The organism is Psychrobacter sp. 16-MNA-CIBAN-0192 (assembly GCF_040309565.1).
Classification (GTDB): domain Bacteria; phylum Pseudomonadota; class Gammaproteobacteria; order Pseudomonadales; family Moraxellaceae; genus Psychrobacter.
The window spans coordinates 1-273 of sequence record NZ_JBEOOX010000244.1; the positions used below are offsets into that span (position 1 = coordinate 1).

Annotated in this window: 1 protein-coding gene; it reads right to left on the reverse strand. The window is 38.8% G+C overall.

Annotation, left to right across the window (positions count from 1 at the left end):
• Window positions 1-217: hypothetical protein (locus AAEY78_RS13095; protein WP_352339741.1), on the reverse strand; the 217-nt coding region annotated here is incomplete at its 3' end.
• Window positions 218-273: the final 56 nt, after the last annotated feature.

The window sequence follows — 273 nt, forward strand, 5'->3', positions numbered from 1 at the left end:
GGGCATCATCGGCATTGCCACTCAGCACAGTTTCGACTTTTTTAACTGCCAAACGCAAATCGCCATATAAACCTGACTCGGGAGTTAGCCCTATCTCAACTTTTAGCGCGATGAGCTCATGGAATATCGTTTTATAATCATTGAGGTTGTTTTCAAAATCATCTAAAGCATCAACATTCATATCTTGATGTTCTAGCGCGACACGTACTTCAGCCATGTAAGCCAAAATATCATTCATGCTATGTTTAAATTTTTCAACATAAACAGTATCTG